The following is a 15,398-nucleotide window of genomic DNA, read 5'->3' on the forward strand; positions in this document are numbered from 1 at the left end:
CCCCGCGGGTCAGGCGGTCGGGATCGGCGTGAAGTGGGTGACCTCCGGCGGGTGCGCGAGGTACCGGAGTTCGCCCTCGGACCAGACCGGGCGGATCCGCCACATCGGCCCGGCGTACCCGCGCAGGGCGGCCTCGTCGCGCCAGCGGCTCACCACGAGCACCCGGTGGCCGTCGTCGGTCACCGACTGCATCAGCTCGCCGCCCAGGCACCCGTCCGTCCGCACGAGCTCGGGGATCACCCGGCTGGTGAGCAGCGAGCGGAACTCCTCGATTTGGCCGGCCATGACCTGCCCGGCCCAAATCCTGATGATCATGGCCGCCACCTCCCGCGAAAGCGCGTCCCTGGCCCCCATTATCGGCGGAAAACCGCTGGTGGGGAGGGTTCGGGCGAGGTTTCCCCACCGGTGGCCAAAGAGCCCGGAAGGGCGCTCGGCTAGATTGCCGGTATGACCAGCGCACCGGAAACTGCCGTTCCGTCAACCACCCCGTCGGGCGCGCCCGGGAGCCTGTTCGCGGCTCTCGACGCGGGCGCCGTCCGGGATTCCGAGAACCTGCGGGAGATCTACGAGCAGCCGGGCGACCACGCCCGACGCAAGCAGGTGGACCACATCCACGAGGTGGCCCGGCAGCTGATCGCCTGCTCCTCGCTGGTCTTCGTGGCCAGCGCCGACGCCGCCGGGCGCTGCGACGTGTCGCCGCGCGGTGGACCGGCGGGGCTGGTGTCGGTGCTGGACGAGTACACGCTGGCCATTCCGGACGCCACCGGCAACAAGCGGCTGGACACCCTGCACAACATCGTCGAGACGGGTCGGGCCGGGTTGATCTTCGTGGTGCCCGGCCGGGACACCACCCTCCGGGTCAACGGGCGGGCCTGCGTCTCCACCGACCCGCAGTTGCTGGAGCAGTTGACGGCCGTCGGCAAGCCGCCGCGCAGTGCGATCGTGCTGGCGGTCGAGGAGGTCTACGCGCACTGCCCGAAGGCGTTCCTGCGCAGCTCGGCGTGGAAGCCGGAGAACTGGCTCGGCAAGGACGAGCAGCCCAGCTCGGCCGAGGTCACCCTGTCCCACCTGCGGGATCCCTCGCTCACCGTCGAGATGATCGAGCAGACCGAGCGGGAGTCGCTGCTGTACCGGTACGAGTGACCACGCGGGGCTCGCGGGGGCGGGGCCGGGCCGGTGCGGGCCGTTCCGGGGCGGCGGTCTCGGGTACCGGCCTCAGGCGGCGGCGTCAGGCGGCGGTCTTGGCGATGTCCACGACCGGGGCGCCTGCGGCCCCGCCCGCTGGACCGCCTCGACGCCCTTGTGGGCGGCCTCCTTGCTCGGGTAGCCCTGGCCGGTGGCGACGATCTCGCCGTTGCCCGCCTTGAGCCGGAACCGGTACTTGCCCCCGGCGTCCTCGTAGACCTCGAACCTGCCCGCCATCCGGGCCACCTCCTCGTGTGGGACGCACGGCGCGCCACCTCCAGCACGGTGCGCCCGCCCGGCGCCCGCCCGCACCCGGGTCGCCGCCGGACGGGTGAAGCGGCGCCGGCGGCGTGCCGGGGCCGCGGGCGGCGGCTTGAATGGACGGATGGACTGCGTCTTCTGTGCGGTGGTGGCGGGCGACGAAGCGGCCCACCGGGTACTGGACGACGAGGCGGCGGTGGCGTTCCTGGATCGGCGGCCACTGTTCCCCGGCCATGTGCTGGTCGTCCCACGCGCCCACCACCGCACGCTCGCCGACCTTCCGGCGGCCGAGGTGGGCCCGTTCTTCCTCCGGGTGCAGCGGGTGGCCGCCGCCGTGGAGCGGGGGCTCGGTGCGGCGGGCAGCTTCGTGGCGGCGAACAACCGGATCAGCCAGTCGGTACCGCATCTGCACGTCCACGTGGTGCCGCGCAACCCGAAGGACGGGTTGCGCGGCTTCTTCTGGCCGCGCGGGCGGTACCCGGACGAGGCGGGCGCGGCGGAGGTCGCCGAGCGGCTGCGGGCCGCACTCGCCGAGCCCGGGTGACCGCCTCGCGCGCCGAGCCCGGGTGACCGCCGCACTCACCGAGCCCGGGTGACCGCCGCCGCGCGCTGTCAGCCCACCCGGACGTTGTCGAGCACCCAGTACCAGTTGTTGTCACCGGTGTAGCGGAAGCGCAGCCGCAGGCCGGTGGCACCGGCCGGGACGGCGAGGGTGAGCGTCTGCGGGCCGTTGACCTGGGTGGTGTGGCTCCTGACGACGGTCGGCGTGCCGCCGTCCCAGACCGCCAGGACCTGTGCGGTCTGGCTGCCCTCGGGCTGGTAGTAGGTGCTGTAGGAGACGGTGACCGTACCGAGCCCCGCCACCGGGTAGGACGGGCTGACCAGGGTCGAGTCGTAGACCCCCTTGAAGGTCTTGTCGGCCCACTCGTCGGAGTCGGCGACCGCGAAGACGTTCCGGGAGCGGACGTTCAGTTCGCGGTTCTGGTCGCGCTGGGTCTTGGTCCAGAACTCGTCGGTGGTGAAGCTCCAGCCGCGCCACTCGGTGATGCCGCCGGTGCCCATGGCGGAGTTGTCGACCGACCAGCCGCTCGGCGGCGTGTGGGTGAAGCCGAGGGTGCCGGCGGCGATCCCGGTCTCGTCGACCCGGCCGGTGAGCTGGGGGCGCAGTGCGTCGAAGGCGTCCGGGACGAGGCTGCCGATCGGGCTGCCGTCGAGGCCCCAGGCCGGGTCGACGGCGATCCCGAGGTGGGCCAGGGCGGTGGGCGCGATGTCGACCATCCGGACGTCGTGGCGGACCGAACCGGCCGGGAGGCCGCCGCCGTTGGCGATGACGAAGGTCTGCCGCTCGCTCCAGCTGGAGCCGCCGTGGCCGCCGAGGTCGGTGTGGCCGTGGTCGGCGGTGACCATGATCAGCCAGTCCTCCTGGGCATAGCCGGCCCGGCCGCGGACGGCGGCCACCAGCTGGCCGACCTGGGCGTCGACGCCGCGGATCGCGTCCAGATAGGCCTGGCTGGCGGCGCCGCTGGAGTGGCCGGCGTGGTCGACGTTGTCGAGGTGGACGAGGACGGCGTCCGGGCTGCCGTCCCGCAGGAGGGCGACCGCGCGGGAGGTGGTCCCGGTGTCGTACTCGGCGGACGGGGTGGCGATGCGGGTGTCGACCCTGCCGGAGCAGATGGTGGTGGCGACCGGCCCCCAGGACGCGATCACGTGGGTGGAGAGTGCGGGGGCGGCCGTCTCGGCGCGGGTGAGGAAGTCGGGGTAGGCGGCGAAGGCCGGGGCGGTGAAGTTGTTGTCCCTGACGTTGTGCTTGTCGGGCCAGACGCCGGTGGCGACGGTGGACCAGCCGGGGCCGGAGGCGGTCTCGGCCATCGGCTTGGCGTAGAGGCTGCTGGCGGCGGTGAGGCCGCCGGCCATCAGGGCGTTGAGGTTGGCGGCGCCGGCGTCCTTGATGCGGTTGAGCATGGCGCCGTCGAGGCCGATGAGCAGGACCTTCGGCGTGCGGGGTGTGAGGGCGGCGGCGGGGGTGGTCGCGGTGGCGGTGGTGGCGGTACCGGTGACGGCCGCGGCGCGGCCGGCCAGCGGGCCGGTGGCCAGCAGGGCGGCGGCGGTGCCGAGGAGCAGTCCTCGGCGGGGGATGCCCGCGGTGCGCGGTCCGGCGGTGCGGGGTCCGGTGGGGCTGGGCTCGGTGGGGCTGGGCTCGGTGGCGGGGGTTCCGGCGGTCACGTCGTCTCCTGAGGCTGCGTCATGGAGCGGGAGGGGAGCAGAAGGGGAGCGGTGACAACGGTCGGAGCAGCGGGTGGCCGGAGGTCGCCCGGATTTCGTCCCGGGCGTGAACAGCGCTCGAATTCGGTCCAGACCCGTTACCTTTTGGTGATCAAATGGGGGTGGCGACGGACAGGTGGCGGCTTGGCGGCGGCAGTGCGGAACGGCCTCAGTCGGCGGCGAGGTGAGTGGTGAAGCTGAACCGGTCCCCGCGGTAGAGCGAGCGCACCCGCTCCACCGGGACCCCGGCCGCATCCCTGGTCAGCCGGTGCAGCAGCAGCATCGGCAGCGCGGGCGGCGTACCGATCAGCAGCGCCTCCCGCGGCGAGGCGAGGACCGTCTCGATCCGCTCGTCCGCCGCGCCGAAGGCGATTCCCGCCTGCTCCTTGAGGAACGCGTAGAACGACGACTCCGGGTCGAACTCCCGGTCCAGCGCGGGCACCCTCGCCACCGCGACGTAGGTGCTCTCCAGTCCGATCCGCTCGCCGTCCGCCAGCAGCACCCGCTCCAGATGCCAGACCGACTCCCCGACCGGCAGCCGGAGTTGACCGGCCAGGTGGACGTCGGCGGCGATCCGCTCCAGGCCGATCAGGCTGCGGCCCGGGGTGCGCCCCTGACGGCGGACGCCCTCGGTGTAGCTGGACAGCGACAGCGGCTGCTCCAGCTTGGGCCCGGCCACCACGGTGCTGCGGCCACGCCGGCGGACCCGCCCCTGGATCAGCAGGTCGCGCAGCGCCTGGCGCAGGGTCTCGCGGGCCACCTCGAATCGGGCGGCCAGCTCGCGCTCGGTCGGCAGCACGCCGCCCTCGCCGAGCTCGTCGACCAGAGCCTCCAACTGCCCCTTCACCGCGTAGTACTTGGGCACCCGACCGTGCTCCGGGATGCCCGACCGGATCGGCCCGCCGGGGCCGGGCAGGGCGGCGGAGCCGGGAGTGTCGTCCATCCGGACATCCTCGCAGACCCAGCCGATTCCGGCCGAATCCGGCACGACCGGCGCCGCATCACGCCGCAACCCCTTGACAGGTATAGACCATTCCGCTTGAGTCTGGGTCAGCCCCGTCGTCATCGGCGCACCGGCCCGCACCCCGGTCGGCCCGTCCCCCACGACGCGCCCGCGCCGCAACCCCGACGAGGCCCGGCTCCCCTGCCCCTGTTTCCCGCTTTCCCTGCCCCTCCCTTCCTCCCTTCCTCCACGACCGTGCGGCCCCCACCGCACAAGGGGTGATGAAGTGTCCACGAAACGCCTACTCGCGCTGCTCTCCGCCGTGGTGACCGCGCTGGCGGTCGCGCTGCTGCTGCCCGCCTCCGCCGCCAACGCGGCGGCCTGCGCCGCGCCCTGGAACGCGTCCACCGCGTACACCGGCGGCGCGGCCGTCTCCTACAGCGGGCACAACTGGTCCGCCAAGTGGTGGACCCAGAACGAGGCCCCGAGCACCGCCGGCACGGGTGTCTGGGCCGACCAGGGCACCTGCGGTGGTGGCGGCCCGACCTCCCCGACCCCCACCTCGGGCAACTGCTCCTACCCTGACTGGGTCGCCGGGCGCACGTACACCACCGGCACGATCGTGCACTACACCAACGGCGGGCTCTACCGGGCCACCCACGACAACCCGGGCTACGACCCGGTGATCAGCACCTGGTACTGGGAGCCGTACAACTGCGGCTCGACGCCGACCGCCACACCGACCTCGACCCAGACGCCCAACCCGGGCGGATTCCCGGTCAGCGAGGCGCAGTTCCAGCAGATGTTCCCGAACCGGAACCCCTTCTACACCTACCAGGGCCTGATCGACGCCACCGCCGCCTTCCCCGGGTTCGCCCGCACCGGCAGCGACACCGTCCGCCGCCAGGAGGCCGCGGCCTTCCTCGCCAACGTCAACCACGAGACCGGCGCACTCGTCTACGTCGTCGAGCAGAACACCGCCAACTACCCCCACTACTGCGACAGTTCACAGCCGTACGGCTGCCCGGCCGGACAGGCCGCGTACTACGGGCGCGGGCCGATCCAGCTGAGCTGGAACTTCAACTACAAGGCGGCCGGCGACGCCCTGGGCATCGACCTGCTGCACAACCCGAACCTGGTCCAGACCGACCCGGCCGTCGCCTGGAAGACCGCGCTCTGGTACTGGAACACCCAGACCGGCCCCGGCACCATGACCCCGCACAACGCCATGGTCAACGGGTACGGCTTCGGTGAGACGATCCGCAGCATCAACGGCTCGCTGGAGTGCAACGGCGGCAACCCCGCCCAGGTGCAGAGCCGGATCAACGCCTACCAGAGCTTCACCCAGATCCTCGGCACCGTTCCGGGCTCCAACCTGAGCTGCTGACACCGCCGATCGGAGGGCGGGGGCCGGGTGACCGGTCCCCGCCGTTCGGGCCGAGCTCTCGGGCCGAGCTCTCGGGCCTGGTCCTCGGGCCTGGTCCTCGGGCCTGGTCCTCGGGCCGGGCCTGGCCGTTCGGGCCTGGCCGATTGCCGGGCCTGGCCGTTCGGGCCTGGCCGATTGCCGGGCCTGGCCGTTCGGAATAGGTCGTTCGGGCCTGGCCGACTGCCGCGTTCGTCCCCGGCGGTCGCTCACGTATCCCTTTTGGCATACGCCTGTGGGCGGACCAGCGGGGACCGGAATCATCGCTACGGCTGACGACCGGGCAGGTGGCGGGCACCTAGGCTCACAGGCATGAGCGATCTTGGCAGCCTTGTCCAGCAGACCGCCGACCGGCTCGCGGGCCAGCAGGTCGGTGTGGTCGTCGCCGGGCTGGCCGGTGACGCGGTGGAGATCCGCGGCGCCGGCCGCACCGGCGCGGGCCCGGCCGCCGACGTACCCGGAGCGCACACCCTGTTCGAAGTCGGCTCGGTGACCAAGGTGTTCACCTCCCTCACCCTGGCCCGGCTGGTCACCGCCGGGTCGGCCGCCCTGGACGAGCCGCTCGCCGACGCACTGCCGGCCGGCTCCACCGTGCCGGGCAAGGGTGGAACGGCGATAACGCTCCAGCACCTCGCCACCCACTCCGCCGGACTCCCCCGCCTGCCCGCGGGGATGCTGCTGCCGGCCCTGCTCAACCCGCGCAAGCCCGACCCGTACGTCCACTGCACCGGCGAGGCCCTGCTCGCCGGGCTCGCCCGGACGCGACTGCACAGCGCGCCCGGCCGCGGCTTCCGCTACTCCAACCTGGGCGCGGGGCTGCTGGGCCTGGCGCTCGCCCACCGGTCCGGCCTCGGGTACGGGGAGTTGGTGACGCGGGAGATCGCCGAGCCGCTCGGGCTCGCCGACACGGTGATCGAGGTGAGCGCGGAGCAGTCGGCCCGGCTCGCCCAGGGCCACAGCCCGCGGCGAAGGCCCGTACCCCGGTGGAACCTGGCCGATCTGGCGGGCGCCGGCGCGCTGCGCTCTACCGCCGCGGACCTCACGGTGTTCCTCCGCGCCCAACTGGCCAACGGCCGCGGCGAGGACGGCCCGCTCGCCCCCGCGATAGCGCTCACCCGCGAGGTCAAGCACCGGGTCAACCCCTTCGCATGGGCGCACCTGGGCTGGCTCGGCCACCGCCTGCACCCGCACCAGGGCGGCCATCTGCAGATCTGGCACAACGGCGGGACGGGCGGCTTCGCCTCCTTCGTCGCCTTCGACCCGGAGAAGCAGGTGGGCGTGATAGTCCTGGCCAACACCCGCCGCTCGGTCGACCCGGCGGGCACGGCCCTGCTGCGCACCCTTCAGACCGACCACGCGACGGCCGGGTAGGTCGGCGCCCCGAACCCGATCACCGCCAACCGCCGACCGCCGACCGCCGCCAGGCCAACGGGCGGTTCAGTCGGTCAGGGGTTCACGGACGCGGATGGCTCGCCCCTGATCAGGCGAGGGGCGAGCCGTCGGTCGCGGTCCGCCGGCGGACCAGCACCCTGGTGGTGCTTCCGTCCTCCTCCTCGACGTCCTGGACGTGCTCGAACCCGATCCGGTCCAGCAGGGCCAGGGAGGCCGTGTTCGGCGCGGCCACGGTGGCGTGGACGCGGGCCAGTCCGAGAGTGCCGAAGCCATAGGCGGTGATCGCCTCCGCCAGCTCGGTCCCCAGGCCGAGCCCCCAGGCCGTCGGCGCCAGGGCGTAGATGATCTCGTGGCCTCCGGTGGCCTCGGTCGCCTTGATCTCGGCATGCCCGACCAGGAGTCCGTCCCGGCGGACGGCCCAGACGTCGAAGAGGTCCTGGGCGTAGACCTTGGTGAAGATCCGCCCGAACAGCGCCCGGTCCGCGGCTTCGGAAGCAGGACCGTCACCCATCCAGCGCGACACCCTGGTGTCCTGGAACAGGGCGACGAAGCCCTCTTCGTCGTCGGGGACGTAGGGCTCCAGGAGCAGCCGCTCGGTGCGCAGGGTCGGGGTCACGGATGGCGACGCTACCCATGCGACGCGCGGTCGGCAAACACTTTCACGGATGCGGCTTGATCCTCCTGCGAGGTGCCGCAGCGGGCCGGAGAGGTGTGGCCCGGGCCACATCTTCGCATAGTTGGAATTCCAAACCCACCAGCCCTATGGTGGGTTTGCTTTTCCAACTTCCGCCGGAGCCAGGACCGGCCCGGCGCCACCCAGAGGAAGGCGGCCGGCCGCCATGCGTGACGCCGTGATCGCCGAAGCCGTCCGCACCCCCATCGGCAAGGGCAAGCCGGGAGGGGCCCTCTCCGGCGTCCACTCCGTCGAGCTGCTCGCCCACACCCTCCAGGCCCTGATCGGGCGCAGCGGGATCGACCCGGCGCTGGTCGACGACGTGATCGGCGGCTGCGTCGACCAGGTCGCCGAGCAGGCCATGAACACCACCCGGAACGCCTGGCTGGCGGCCGGGCTGCCGGAGTCCGTCCCCGCGACCACCGTCGACCGGCAGTGCGGCTCCTCCCAGCAGGCCGTCCACTTCGCCGCCCAGGGGGTGATCGCGGGCGCCTACGACGTGGTGGTCGCCTGCGGGGTCGAGTCGATGAGCCGGGTGCCGATGTGGTCCAACGTCCCGCCGGGGGCGGACCCGTTCAGCGTGGCGATCACCGACCGCTACCCGGGTGGGGGCCTCTCTTTCGGATCGCGTCGGATCAGGGGGCGGCGTTGGAGTGCGTGCATCGGCGGTGCGGAGGAGGGAGTCCATGCGGTGGGGGTACCTCCCGGCCGAAGGCTGGGGGCGTGCGTGCTCCGGCGTCGACCACCCGGCGTGATCCGAAAGACAGGCCCCAGGTTCCGCAGGGCATCAGCGCGGAGCTGATCGCCGCCAGGTGGTCGCTCTCCCTCCCGTACGGCGATGGACGAGTTCGCCGCCGGTTCGCACGCCAGGGCCTCGCACGCCCATGCGGCCGGGCTGTTCGAGCCGGAGCCGGCGCCGGTCACGACGCCCGGCGGCCTGGTCACGATGGACGAGTCGGTCCGCCCGGGCACCACGCCCGAGGTGCTCGCCGGCCTGCGGCCCGCGTTCGCCGACCCGGGTTTCGGCGAGCGGTTCCCGCAGATCGACTGGTCGGTGACGGCGGGCAACAGCAGTCCGATCAACGACGACGCCTCGGCCGTCCTGATCACCGACGGCGAGACGACGGCGCGGCTGGGCCTGCGTCCGCTGGCGCGGCTGCACTCCTTCGCCGTCACCGGTTCGGACCCGCTGCTGATGCCGACCGGTGTCCTGCCCGCGACCGAGAAGGTGCTGAGCCGCTCGGGGCTCTCCCTGGCGGACATCGACCTGTTCGAGGTGAACGAGGCCTTCGCCAGCGTGGTGCTGACCTGGCTGCAGGAGACCGGCGCCGACCCGGCGAAGGTCAACGTCAACGGCGGTGCGATCGCCCTCGGCCACCCGCTGGGCGCCAGCGGCACCCGGCTGATGACCACCCTGGTGCACGCGATGCGCGAGCGCGGCGCCCGCTACGCCCTGCAGACCATGTGCGAGGCGGGCGGCCTGGCCAACGCCACCATCCTGGAGGCGCTGGACTGACCCCGACCCGGCGGCTCGGGCACCCGATCGGTGCGTCCGCACCGCTGCGGCGAATCGGCGGCGCGCCTCGGCCGGGGCGTCGGCGGTGGCCCGGGTGGCGAGCAGGGAGAGTGGTTTGCCCTCCATCTCACCGTGGCACTTCGTTGGGATGGGATGTCGCGTTCGGGTTGTGGACTCCCCTATGGGGAAAGGACGTTGGCGAGCGCGGCAGGCGGGATCGACTGGGGCGTGGCGGTGGGGCTCCACCACTATCCGCGCGCACCGACCCGCCGCCTGCACCCGCCCCGTCAAGAGTCGCGTCGGCCGGCTGGTGGAGGCGATCCGGGAGGAAATCCGACTTCCTCGGTACCTCGCGGCTGTGCGCCCGTCGCCTTCCTCACAGCGCGAAGGGCCGATACCCCAGAGCCTGAGCGACCACTTCAGCGGCTGTCAGGTCCGGCCCATCCGGACAGAAGATCAAGTTGCCGATATGGCCACTTGGACAGCCGAGGGACCTTCCCAAGGTCTCCAACAGGTAGGCGACCTCGGCATCATCGGCGTATTCCGCATCCATGATCCTCTGCACCATCACCTCTGCAGCCAACCCGTTCAGAAGACCAGGAGCCTCGCGAGTCCCGTGATCGGCCGGGCAGCTCCTGGCCGACAGCTCGATCCGGCGCCGTTCGAGGTCGACATTGAGGATCCGGACGGGCAACTCCTTTCCCTGGTAGACGGCTTGGGCCGGATCCCCGGCGGGTTCATCGGACAGCTCGGCGAGGGGTACAAGCCCTTCGACGCAGTCGGCGAGGCGGACGAATGCTCCGATCGGCGCGAGCTTGGTGACGTGTCCGGTGACGATCTGGCCGATGCGGGCGGCGAACTGCGGCAGCAGGTCCTCGTGCGAGGTCCACTCGGTGAGTCTTACCTTCACCTGGTGGTTGTGGTCTGCATGCCAGATGACCTCGCCCGAGACCTGCTCACCGACGTGCGGAAGGGTCGCGCATCTGGGCATGGCGGTGATCTCGGCCAGCCCGACGGCGTCGGGGTGGTGATCGATGCGGAGGAAGACCCCGAAGGGCCGGCGGCCGATGACCTCGCCAGTGATCCGGGTCCCCACAGGCAGTACCTGGCATGTGGCAGACCACGCCGCCTTGGCCCGTGCGCCGACTTCGATGCCGTCGTCAGGCCAGGAATACTCACTCATCCGCCGATGGTGGCACGCGCCGACCTCCCTTCTGGGAGGGATTCAGTAGAGGGCTCTACGACTGGGGGCCACGGAGAGGGAGCGGACGCTGCCGAGAAGGTCGTCGCGCCCGGCGGCGAGCTGAACCACGGTCGGTCCCGCCTGTAGATCGCGGGGGCGAACGCCGTTCAGGAGTCGGTCTGCGGCTGCTCGGGTCGCCACCCGCCTGGTCACCAATGCCGGCGAAGCCTGGAGCCGGTACGCCGCGGATTACCGCTCTCGCCACTCGAGCGCTGAAATGCCCAGCTCGCGGATGCGGAGCAGGCAGATCTCCAGGCAAACCAAGGCCTTGCCCTATGGAACACGCGACACCTCAACATGCGAGCCCACCAGCCGCAGGACCGAAATCGCCGCCCGCACGGTCTGGCACCGTTCGCGGCCTACGCCTTCGCCGTAGGCCCCCGACTCTCCGGCCACATCCCACGGAGTTCCGGAGTGGGAAGTCGGACCCGCCGACTTCCCACTCCAGATCAGCTTGGTGCGACGCAGGATTATGTAGACCGGTCTAGTGAATTTATGCACGTGGGCAACAAATATAGAGATCGGTCTACATATTTTGCGCTCTCTGGTGGATAAGTCAGTAGACCGGTCTACATATTTACCCCCGGGTGGGCTGGGGTGGCACACGGGTCAGCGGGGAGGCGGTGGGCCGGGTGGAGGGGCCGGGTGGAGGGGCCGGGATCGGGGGCCGGGGCGAGGTGGGGGTGCTGGGGCGGGCCCTTTCGGAGGGCCGGGGCCGGCACGGAGAGCGGTTGGACGGGGCAGCGTGGGAAGATGGCAGGGCTGATGGGAACGATCTCCGGGCGGTTCTCTGGCTATGGTGAACGAGCAGCGAGGTGCCGGTCGGGGGCAGCACCAGGACGCCCTGTTGATGGTGCCGATCGCGACCGCGCTGATCGAGGCCGACGGTCGCATCCTGCACTGGAGCAGTGACGCGGAGGCCCTGCTCGGCTTCTCCGCCGAGGAGGCGATCGGCGCCCGGGCCGCACAGCTGCTGGCCACGGACAGCCAGCGGCCGGAGATCCTGGAGCTGTTCCAGGGGATCCTGGACGGCCGCGGCTGGTCCGGCGTCTTCCCGGTCCGGCACCGGGACGGCCACCATGTGAACCTGGAGTTCCGCACCCACCCGATCTCCGGCCCCGGCGGCAGCCCGCTGGTGCTGGCCGTCGCATCGGACGTCACCACACTGCGCCGGATCCAGGCGGACCTCGCCGTCCTGGACGGGTTCTTCACCCAGTCGCCGGTCGGCATGGCGGTGTTCGACTCCCGGCTCGCCTTCGTCCGGCTGAACGAGGCGCTCGCCCGGGTCAACGGCCTCAGCGTCGAGGAGCATCTGGGCCACACCCTCAGCGAGTTGCTCCCGGGGATCAACGGCGAGGAGAGCGAGGCGGTGATGCGGCAGGTGCTGGAGAGCGGCGAGCCGGTCATCGACGCCCGCTCGCACGGCCGCACCCCCAACGACCCGGAGCACGACCACGCCTGGTCGGCCTCCTACTTCCGGCTGGAGGAGCCCGGCGGCGAGGTCCTGGGCGTCAGCTCGACCCTGATCGACATCACCGAACGCTTCCGCGCGGACGCCCGCGCCGCACGGGCGCAGGAGCGGCTGTCCCTGCTCGTCGACGCCACCACCTCCATCGGCACCACGCTCGACCTGCGGCAGACCGCACGCGAACTGGCCGATGCGATGGTGCCCAGGGTCGCCGACATCAGCGGTGTGTTCGCGCTGGAGGTACTGGTCTCAGGCCGCAACGTCGAGCCGCTGGACCCGACCGTCCCCCAGCTGGTGCGCCGCCTCGCGCTGGCCACCGACGACCCGCTGTACCCGGCGGACGCGCTACCCGTCGAGGCGGTGTACGAGGTGGCGCCGGACTCGCCCTATGCCCGCGCGATGGCGAGCGGCCGAACGGTGGTGGTGCCGTCCTGGGAGCTGCCGCTGCTGAGTAAGGGGATCACGGAGAGTCGCCGCCAGGCCTACCTCGGCGACCGCCCGCGCTCGGTGCGGATCACCCCGCTGGTGGCCCGCGGCACCACGCTGGGCATGGTGGTGTACTCCCGGCGCGGCGAGCGGGAGTCCTTCGTCGCGGCGGACATCACCCTCGGCGACGAGTTGGCCTCGCGTGCCGCCGTCGCGATCGACAACGCCCGGCTCTACCTGCGCCAGCACCAGACCGTGCTCGCCCGCCAGCAGGCGCTGCGCGAGGCGAAGGCCGCACAGGAGCGGCTGGCGCTGGTCAACGTGGCATCCACCCGGATCGGCACCACACTCGATCTCGCCCAGACCGCCATGGAGTTGGCGGAGGTCGCGACGCCGAGACTGGCCGACACCGTGGTGGTCGAGGTGCTCGACGACCTGGTGCGCGGCGAGCGCGAGGCCCGGGTGCAGAAGGACGGTTCGGCGGTACTGCGCCGGATGGCGTTCCACTCGGCGCAGGGCTCCACGCTGGAGCCGATCGCCCGGACCGGCGGAGTACACCGGTTCCAGCCCGGATCCCCGTACGCCTGGAGCCTGGCGAACCGGGCCCCCGTGCTGGTCCCCCGGATGGACGAGGCCGGAATGGCCTGGTTCGCCGACGACCCGGTGCGGCAGTCGGCCGTTCGGAAGCAGAACGTCCGGTCCTTCATGGTGGTGCCGCTGATCGCCCGCGGTGCACCCGTCGGCGTCGCGGGCTTCTACCGGACGGTGGTGGAACGCCCCTACGAGGACGAGGACCTGGCGCTGGCCGGGGAGTTGGCGGTCCGGGCGGCCGTGTCGATCGACAACGCACTGCTCTTCACCCGCGAGCGCGACGCGGCGGAGGACCGCCAGCGCGCCCTGGACGAGGCCTGGGCGGCCCAGCAGCGGCTGTCACTGCTCAACGAGGCCAGCACCCGGATCGGCACCACGCTCGATCTGCACCGCACCGCCCAGGAGTTGGTGGAGGTGGTGATCCCGCGCTTCGCCGACTTCGTCACCGTCGACCTGCGCGACGCGGTACTCAGCGGCGAGGAGCCGGGACCGGTCCCGGACGACGGCTCGGTGCTGATGCGGGCGGTGGCCGTCGGCGAGTTGGGACCCGAGGGGACGATGTCCTCGGCGGCGGACCAGATCGGCGAGACCTCGATGTCCGCGCAGGTGTACGCGGAGAGCCTGCGGACCGGGCGGTCGATCCTGGTGTCCGAGGTGGACGAGGCGGCGCTGCGCCGGATCGTGGCCTCGCCGGACCGGGTGCAGCCGGGCCTGGACGCCGGGGTGCACTCCTATCTGATGGTGCCGCTGCTGGCGCGTGGAGTGGTGCTGGGCGGCGCGGAGTTCATCCGGATCCGCAACCCGCTGCCGTTCGGCCCGGCGGACCGGGCGCTGGCCGAGGAGTTCGCCGCCCGGACCGCCCTCGCGATGGACAACGGCCGGCTCTACCGGCGCGAGCGGGACACCGCGCTGATGCTCCAACGCAGCCTGCTCCCCCAGGACATCCACCGCACACCGGGGTTGGAGATCGCCTACCGCTACCTGCCGAGCAGTGTGGTGAGCGAGGTCGGCGGCGACTGGTTCGACGTGGTGCCGCTGTCCTCCGGACGGGTCGCCCTGGTGGTCGGGGACGTCATGGGGCACGGCATCCGGGCGGCCGCCACCATGGGCCAGCTCCGCACGGTGGCAAGGACGTTGATAACCCTCGACCTGGACCCGACCCGGGTGCTGCACCGGTTGGACGAGGCGACGACGGCTATCGGCGAGGGCCAGTTCGCCACCTGCGTCTGCGCCGTGTACGACCCGGTGGACCGGCTCTGCACGGCCGCCTGCGCCGGCCATCTGCCGCCGGTACTGGCCGACTCCGAGGGACGGGCCGAACTGGTCGAGATGCCGCCCGGGGCGCCGCTGGGCGTCGGCGGAGTGCCCTTCGAGAGCGTCGAGTTCACCCTCCCCGAGGAGGGCATCCTGGCGCTCTACACCGACGGCCTGGTCGAACGGCGGGGCCGCGACCTGGACGAGGGCCTGCGACTGCTCTGCCGGACGATCGCCGACCGCCGCGGCTCGCTGGAGCAGACCTGCGACGCGGTGCTCGCCGAACTCACCGGCCGCACCAGCGAGGACGACATCGCGATCATCCTGGCGCAGGTCCAGCCGGTCGGCACCGACCGGATCGCCACCCTGCCGCTGACCGGCGACCACGCCATGGTCGCGCACTCACGCCGGTTCACCCGCGAGACGCTCACCGCCTGGGGGCTCGGCTCGCTCGCCGACTGGGCCGAGCTGCTCACCAGCGAGCTGATCACCAACGCCCTGGTACACGCCGGATCCCCCACCCAGCTACGGCTGTTCTGCAACCGGGTGCTCACCATCGAGGTCGCCGACCAGGAGAGCGAGGCACCCCGGATCCGGCGCGCCCGGGAGGAGGACGAGGGCGGGCGCGGCATGCACCTCGTCAACGAACTGGCCCACCGCTGGGGCAGCCGCCGCACCCGGGACGGGAAGGTGGTCTGGTTCGAGCTGGAGCTGCCGCCGGGGATCCACACCGACCACTAGTGTCCTGCGCCGGAGATCCG

Annotated in this window: 11 protein-coding genes and 2 pseudogenes; 7 read left to right on the forward strand and 6 right to left on the reverse strand. The window is 72.1% G+C overall.

Annotation, left to right across the window (positions count from 1 at the left end):
• Positions 1-9: 9 nt before the first annotated feature.
• Positions 10-315 carry an antibiotic biosynthesis monooxygenase family protein gene (locus tag ACIGZJ_RS13465; RefSeq protein WP_396457311.1) on the reverse strand — a complete coding sequence of 102 codons (306 nt, stop codon included), beginning with the start codon at positions 313-315 and terminating at the stop codon, positions 10-12.
• A 132-nt stretch (positions 316-447) separates the two neighbouring features.
• On the opposite strand from ACIGZJ_RS13465, the gene ACIGZJ_RS13470 reads away from it, so the two are divergent.
• Positions 448-1,143: an MSMEG_1061 family FMN-dependent PPOX-type flavoprotein gene (locus ACIGZJ_RS13470; protein WP_396457312.1), complete on the forward strand. Its 696-nt coding sequence runs from the start codon at positions 448-450 to the stop codon at positions 1,141-1,143.
• A gap of 72 nt (positions 1,144-1,215) precedes the next feature.
• Here the strand turns inward: ACIGZJ_RS13470 and ACIGZJ_RS13475 are convergent, their stop codons facing one another.
• A complete protein-coding gene (locus tag ACIGZJ_RS13475; protein ID WP_396457313.1) occupies positions 1,216-1,422 on the reverse strand; it encodes a YegP family protein in 207 nt (68 codons plus the stop codon).
• 148 nt (positions 1,423-1,570) lie between these two features.
• Between ACIGZJ_RS13475 and ACIGZJ_RS13480 the strand changes: the two genes are divergently transcribed.
• Positions 1,571-1,990 (forward strand): HIT family protein, encoded by a 420-nt coding sequence (locus tag ACIGZJ_RS13480; RefSeq protein ID WP_396457314.1) that lies wholly within the window; start codon positions 1,571-1,573, stop codon positions 1,988-1,990.
• A 68-nt stretch (positions 1,991-2,058) separates the two neighbouring features.
• Here the strand turns inward: ACIGZJ_RS13480 and ACIGZJ_RS13485 are convergent, their stop codons facing one another.
• Positions 2,059-3,567: an alkaline phosphatase family protein gene (locus tag ACIGZJ_RS13485; protein WP_396457386.1), complete on the reverse strand. Its 1,509-nt coding sequence runs from the start codon at positions 3,565-3,567 to the stop codon at positions 2,059-2,061.
• Positions 3,568-3,877: 310 nt separating this feature from the next.
• On the reverse strand, positions 3,878-4,651 hold the full coding sequence (locus ACIGZJ_RS13490) for a GntR family transcriptional regulator (protein ID WP_396457315.1): 774 nt from the start codon (positions 4,649-4,651) through the stop codon (positions 3,878-3,880).
• Between the two features lie 286 nt (positions 4,652-4,937).
• Here ACIGZJ_RS13490 and ACIGZJ_RS13495 point away from each other — a divergent pair, with 286 nt between their 5' ends.
• Positions 4,938-6,038, forward strand: coding sequence for a glycoside hydrolase family 19 protein (locus tag ACIGZJ_RS13495; RefSeq protein ID WP_396457316.1), 1,101 nt, complete (start codon positions 4,938-4,940; stop codon positions 6,036-6,038).
• A 348-nt stretch (positions 6,039-6,386) separates the two neighbouring features.
• On the forward strand, positions 6,387-7,445 hold the full coding sequence (locus ACIGZJ_RS13500) for a serine hydrolase domain-containing protein (protein ID WP_396457317.1): 1,059 nt from the start codon (positions 6,387-6,389) through the stop codon (positions 7,443-7,445).
• A gap of 109 nt (positions 7,446-7,554) precedes the next feature.
• Here ACIGZJ_RS13500 and ACIGZJ_RS13505 read toward each other — a convergent pair whose 3' ends face one another.
• Entirely contained in the window at positions 7,555-8,082 is a 528-nt protein-coding gene (locus ACIGZJ_RS13505) for a GNAT family N-acetyltransferase (protein WP_396457318.1), read from the reverse strand.
• A gap of 223 nt (positions 8,083-8,305) precedes the next feature.
• On the opposite strand from ACIGZJ_RS13505, the pseudogene ACIGZJ_RS13510 reads away from it, so the two are divergent.
• Positions 8,306-8,743: pseudogene (locus ACIGZJ_RS13510) on the forward strand (steroid 3-ketoacyl-CoA thiolase); the annotation flags it as partial.
• A gap of 167 nt (positions 8,744-8,910) precedes the next feature.
• Positions 8,911-9,655: pseudogene (locus ACIGZJ_RS13515) on the forward strand (thiolase family protein); the annotation flags it as partial.
• Positions 9,656-10,031: 376 nt separating this feature from the next.
• On the opposite strand, the gene ACIGZJ_RS13520 reads toward ACIGZJ_RS13515, so the two are convergent.
• On the reverse strand, positions 10,032-10,838 hold the full coding sequence (locus tag ACIGZJ_RS13520) for a S1 RNA-binding domain-containing protein (protein ID WP_396457319.1): 807 nt from the start codon (positions 10,836-10,838) through the stop codon (positions 10,032-10,034).
• A 910-nt stretch (positions 10,839-11,748) separates the two neighbouring features.
• Between ACIGZJ_RS13520 and ACIGZJ_RS13525 the strand changes: the two genes are divergently transcribed.
• Positions 11,749-15,378: a SpoIIE family protein phosphatase gene (locus ACIGZJ_RS13525; protein WP_396457320.1), complete on the forward strand. Its 3,630-nt coding sequence runs from the start codon at positions 11,749-11,751 to the stop codon at positions 15,376-15,378.
• The last annotated feature ends 20 nt before the right edge of the window (positions 15,379-15,398 follow it).

This window comes from Kitasatospora sp. NPDC052868 (genome assembly GCF_044547105.1).
Lineage (GTDB): Bacteria > Actinomycetota > Actinomycetes > Streptomycetales > Streptomycetaceae > Kitasatospora.

What these genes read in the sequence shown, in the direction of transcription:
- ACIGZJ_RS13465 (WP_396457311.1), bottom strand. Translation starts at nt 315, where the DNA reads ATGATCATCAGGATTTGGGCCGGGCAGGTCATGGCCGGCCAAATCGAG.
- ACIGZJ_RS13470 (WP_396457312.1), top strand. Translation starts at nt 448, where the DNA reads ATGACCAGCGCACCGGAAACTGCCGTTCCGTCAACCACCCCGTCGGGC.
- ACIGZJ_RS13475 (WP_396457313.1), bottom strand. Translation starts at nt 1,422, where the DNA reads ATGGCGGGCAGGTTCGAGGTCTACGAGGACGCCGGGGGCAAGTACCGG.
- ACIGZJ_RS13480 (WP_396457314.1), top strand. Translation starts at nt 1,571, where the DNA reads ATGGACTGCGTCTTCTGTGCGGTGGTGGCGGGCGACGAAGCGGCCCAC.
- ACIGZJ_RS13490 (WP_396457315.1), bottom strand. Translation starts at nt 4,651, where the DNA reads ATGGACGACACTCCCGGCTCCGCCGCCCTGCCCGGCCCCGGCGGGCCG.
- ACIGZJ_RS13500 (WP_396457317.1), top strand. Translation starts at nt 6,387, where the DNA reads ATGAGCGATCTTGGCAGCCTTGTCCAGCAGACCGCCGACCGGCTCGCG.
- ACIGZJ_RS13520 (WP_396457319.1), bottom strand. Translation starts at nt 10,838, where the DNA reads ATGAGTGAGTATTCCTGGCCTGACGACGGCATCGAAGTCGGCGCACGG.
- ACIGZJ_RS13525 (WP_396457320.1), top strand. Translation starts at nt 11,749, where the DNA reads ATGGTGCCGATCGCGACCGCGCTGATCGAGGCCGACGGTCGCATCCTG.